This window comes from Hydrogenophaga sp. (assembly GCF_028698005.1).
Classification (GTDB): domain Bacteria; phylum Pseudomonadota; class Gammaproteobacteria; order Burkholderiales; family Burkholderiaceae_C; genus Hydrogenophaga.
Genome location: NZ_JAQVEJ010000206.1, coordinates 1 through 4,199 on the forward strand (window position 1 = coordinate 1; position 4,199 = coordinate 4,199).

6 protein-coding genes are annotated in these 4,199 nt (G+C 67.5%); 3 read left to right on the plus strand and 3 right to left on the minus strand.

The annotated features are described in order from the left end of the window. A partial coding sequence (locus tag PHQ87_RS14695) for a toprim domain-containing protein (RefSeq protein WP_300235947.1) occupies positions 1-431 on the minus strand: 431 nt, incomplete at its 3' end. Between the two features lie 96 nt (positions 432-527). On the opposite strand from PHQ87_RS14695, the gene PHQ87_RS14700 reads away from it, so the two are divergent. The 3 genes from PHQ87_RS14700 to PHQ87_RS14710 are packed head-to-tail and all read left to right on the plus strand — an operon-like array spanning position 528 to position 2,567. Then, entirely contained in the window at positions 528-1,040 is a 513-nt protein-coding gene (locus tag PHQ87_RS14700; RefSeq protein ID WP_300235949.1) for an SET domain-containing protein-lysine N-methyltransferase, read from the plus strand. Between the two features lie 7 nt (positions 1,041-1,047). Continuing rightward, a complete protein-coding gene (locus PHQ87_RS14705; protein WP_300235952.1) occupies positions 1,048-1,866 on the plus strand; it encodes a biotin--[acetyl-CoA-carboxylase] ligase in 819 nt (272 codons plus the stop codon). Next, on the plus strand, positions 1,860-2,567 hold the full coding sequence (locus PHQ87_RS14710; RefSeq protein ID WP_300235955.1) for an SPOR domain-containing protein: 708 nt from the start codon (positions 1,860-1,862) through the stop codon (positions 2,565-2,567). The genes PHQ87_RS14705 and PHQ87_RS14710 overlap by 7 nt, the downstream gene beginning before the upstream one ends. 165 nt (positions 2,568-2,732) lie before the next feature. On the opposite strand, the gene gap is transcribed toward PHQ87_RS14710, so the two are convergent. Together gap and PHQ87_RS14720 are read right to left on the minus strand one after the other, a co-directional pair. Further along, complete coding sequence (gene gap / locus PHQ87_RS14715) at positions 2,733-3,731, minus strand: type I glyceraldehyde-3-phosphate dehydrogenase (protein ID WP_300235958.1); 999 nt, start codon at positions 3,729-3,731, stop codon at positions 2,733-2,735. A gap of 49 nt (positions 3,732-3,780) precedes the next feature. Further along, positions 3,781-4,199: transketolase C-terminal domain-containing protein (locus PHQ87_RS14720; protein WP_300235961.1), on the minus strand; the 419-nt coding region annotated here is incomplete at its 5' end.

The window sequence follows — 4,199 nt, forward strand, 5'->3', positions numbered from 1 at the left end:
GTCATCGACTGCAGCCACAGGCGCTGCACCGGTTTGCCCAGCGGCTTGCCGCCACCGGCGTACTGCTCGATCAGGCGGAAAATCAGTTCACCCTCGCGGCCGGCGTCACAGGCATTGATCAGGCGCGCCACATCCTTGCGCTTGGCCAGCCGGACCACCGCGTTCAGGCGCGACTTGGTCTTGTCGATGGGCTTGAGCTCGAAGTAGGGCGGCAGCACGGGCAGGTGGGCAAAACTCCACTTGCCGCGCTTGACGTCGAACTGCTCGGGCGCGGCGATTTCGACCAGGTGGCCCACCGCCGAGGTGACGATGTAGTGCTCGTTCTCGAAGTGGTCGTCGTGCTTGTCGAACTTGCCCGCCACCGGCGTGAGCGCACGCACGATGTCCTGCGCCACGGAGGGCTTCTCGGCAATGACCAGTGTTTTGTTCATCTCTACAATTCGGCTTCACGCGCGTGCACACGCGCAGGTGGGTGCACGCGCATACGCGCGCACCTGCATGAAATAACCTTACCAAAATTTCTGGCTGTGACGAAAACGCCCTCCCGACCGAGCCGCAACGGCACCACCGCCACCCGGCGCATCCAGACCCGCCGCTCGGGCGTGCATGGCAAGGGCGTGTTCGCACTGGTCGACCTGGCCGAAGGCGAGACCCTGATCGAGTACACGGGCGAGATCATCACCTGGGCCGAGGCGCTGCGCCGCCACCCGCACGACCCGTCGGACCCGAACCACACCTTCTACTTCCACATTGATGAGGACCACGTCATCGACGCCAAGGTGGGGGGCAACTCGTCGCGCTGGATCAACCACAGCTGCGATCCGAACTGCGAGGCCGAGGTGGAGGACGGGCGGGTGTTCATCCGCACGCTGCGCCACATCCCGGCCGGCCAGGAGCTGTTCTACGACTATGGCCTGGTGATCGACGAGCCCTACACCAAGGCCCTGAAGGCCCAGTACCCCTGCTGGTGCGGCGCCAAGGGCTGCCGTGGCACGCTGCTGGCCCCCAAGCGTCCCGGCAAGGCCTCGAAGCTGGGCTGAGCAAGGCATGACCACCACTCCCGCGACGGCATCGCTCCTGTCCCACGCCGAATCGGTGTGGCAGGCCGTGGCGCCCGCGCTGCCCGGCTTCACCGTCGAGGTGCTGCCCACCGTCGACTCGACCAACACCGAGCTGATGCGCCGCGCCCGCGCCGGCCAGAACGCACCCGTGCTGCTGGTGGCCGAAACGCAGACCGCCGGGCGCGGCCGCCTGGGCAAGAGCTGGCACAGCCGGCCGGGCCAGTCGCTGACCTTCTCGCTGGCCCTGCCGCTGGCGCCCGCCGACTGGTCGGGGCTGTCGCTGGCCGTGGGCGTGAGCCTGGCCGAGAGCCTGCACCCCGACGTCCGCCTCAAGTGGCCCAACGATCTGTGGTGGCAGGAGCGCAAACTCGGCGGCATCCTGGTTGAAACGGCCAGCCCCACCACCGCCAGCGGCCACGCGCCACGCACCCTGGTGGTGGGTATCGGCCTGAACGTCAATCGGCCCGAGGCCACCGCGGCTGTGCCGCCAGTGCCCGGCGCCCTGCCACCCATGCCGCCGGCGGGCGTGGCGGAACTGGTCATGGGGGTGACGGCCGGCGAACTGCTGGAGCAGGTGGTGCCCGCCCTGGTGCGCGACATCCAGCGTTTCGAGACCGACGGTTTTGCCGCCTTTGCCGCCCGTTTCGCAGCACGCGATGCGCTGCACGGGCGCGCGGTGGTGCTCAGCGATGGCGGCACCGGTGTGGCCGCCGGCGTCAGCGCCCAGGGCGGCCTGCGGGTGCGCACGGCCGACGGCCAGCTGCACGAGGTGACCAGCGCCGAAGTGAGTGTGCGCCCATGCTGAGGACCCTGGTTGTCTTGCTGGTGCTGGCCAACGCGGCGTATTTCGCCTGGACGCAGAGCTACCTCGCTCCCCTGGGCATGGCCCCCGAGGACCCGACCGAACCCAGACGCCTGCAGGAGCAGGTCAACCCGACCCTGGTCCGCCTGCTCAACGCCGCGTCGCCGCCGTCCGCGCCCGCGTCGGCCCCGGTGGCACCGGCCACCCCCTCCGCACCACCCTCCATGCCCGTGGCCACCACCAGCGAACCGGCACCGCTGCCGGCCGCCTGCTGGCGCGCCAGCGGGCTCACCAAGGCCCAGGCCCGGCAACTGAGCACGGCGCTGGGTGAGGTGGCCGACCTGCAGGGCCTGTGGAAAATGGACGAGGCACAGACCGGCGGCCGCTGGGTGGTCTACATGGGCAAACTCAGCAGTGAAATGATGCAGCGCAAGAAGAACGAACTGCGCGCGATGAAGGTGGACTTCCGCGAAGTGCGCGTGCCGCATCTGAGTCCGGGCCTGGCCCTGGGCACCTACTCCAGCGAAGCCGCCGCCCAGCAGGGCCTGCAGGACGTCATGCGCAAGGGCGTTCGCACCGCCCGCGTGGCCCAGGAGCGCGAGGAAAGCACCAGCCACACCCTCACCCTGCCCGCGGTCACTCCCCCCCAGCACGAGCAGATCCAGGCCCTCCTCGGCGACACCACCCTCAGCGCCTGCGAATAACCCGCTGAAAAAACAAAACCGGGGCCAAACGGCCCCGGTTCCTGTCATGAAATAGCCCCAGGGCAGCGAGGGTCCGGCTCCGCCGGCCCAAGCTGCCGTCCCCCCTCCGGCACCGCAGGTGCCAGAGAGGGGGGAAGCGGCGTCAGCCGCGCAGGGGGGTGTTCATCACTTCCCCACCACGCGTGCCATTTCCAGGCACTTGTTGGAGTAGCCCCACTCGTTGTCGTACCAGGCCACGACCTTCACGAAGGTCTTGTCCAGGGCGATGCCGGCCTCGGCATCGAACACCGAGGTGCAGGTCTCGCCGCGGAAGTCGGTGGCCACGACCTTGTCTTCGGTGTAGCCCAGGATGCCCTTGAGCGCGCCTTCGGACTGCGCCTTCATTTCGGCGCAGATCTCTTCGTACGAGGCTTCCTTGTTCAGCTCCACGGTCAGGTCCACCACCGACACGTCGGAGGTCGGCACGCGGAAGGACATGCCGGTCAGCTTCTTGTTCAGCTCGGGGATCACCACGCCCACGGCCTTGGCAGCACCGGTGCTGGAAGGAATGATGTTTTCCAGGATGCCGCGGCCGCCGCGCCAGTCCTTGTTGGACGGGCCATCCACGGTCTTCTGGGTGGCGGTGGCGGCGTGCACGGTCGTCATCAGGCCACGCTTGATGCCCCACTTGTCGTTCAGCACCTTGGCCACGGGCGCCAGGCAGTTGGTGGTGCACGAGGCGTTGGAGATGATGTCCTGGCCGGCGTAGGTCTTGTCGTTCACGCCGTACACGAACATGGGCGTCGCGTCCTTGGAGGGAGCGGACATGATGACCTTCTTGGCGCCGGCAGCGATGTGCTTGCGGGCGGTTTCGTCGGTCAGGAACAGGCCGGTGGATTCGATCACCACGTCGGCGCCCACCTCGTTCCACTTCAGGTTGGCGGGATCGCGCTCCTGGGTCAGGCGGATCTTCTTGCCGTTGACGATCAGGGTGTTGCCCTCGACCGCGACGGTGCCCTTGAAGCGGCCATGGACGCTGTCGTACTGGAGCATGTAGGCCAGGTAATCGGGCTCCAGCAGATCGTTGATGCCGACGATCTCGATGTCCGGGAAATTCTGGACCGCGCTGCGCAGCACGTTGCGCCCGATGCGGCCGAAGCCGTTGATACCGACTTTGATGGTCATGACCTGTACTCCTGTGGATGAATGAACAAAGAAACCGAAACCGCTGTGATCACTTGCCGAGCACGGTACGCACCGTGTCGACAACGTTGGCCGGGGTGAAGCCGAAATGCTGGAACAGCACCGGCGCCGGGGCCGATTCGCCGTAGGTGTCGATGCCGATCACGGCCGACACGCCGTACTTCCACCAGCCGTCGGTGGCGCCCATCTCGACCGCGATGCGCGGCAGGCCCTTGGGCAGCACGGCGGACTTGTAGGCAGCGTCCTGGCGGTCGAAAGTGGTGGTGGAGGGCATGGAGACCACGCGCACGGCGATCCTGTGCTCCCGGGCCAGCAGTTCCTGCGCCTTGAGCGCGAGCTGCACCTCGGAGCCGGTGGCGACGATGACGGCCTGGGCCTTTTTCTTCAGGCCCACCTCACTGGGTTCGGCCAGCACGTAGGCGCCCTTGCTGATGTCCTCCAGGCCGGCCT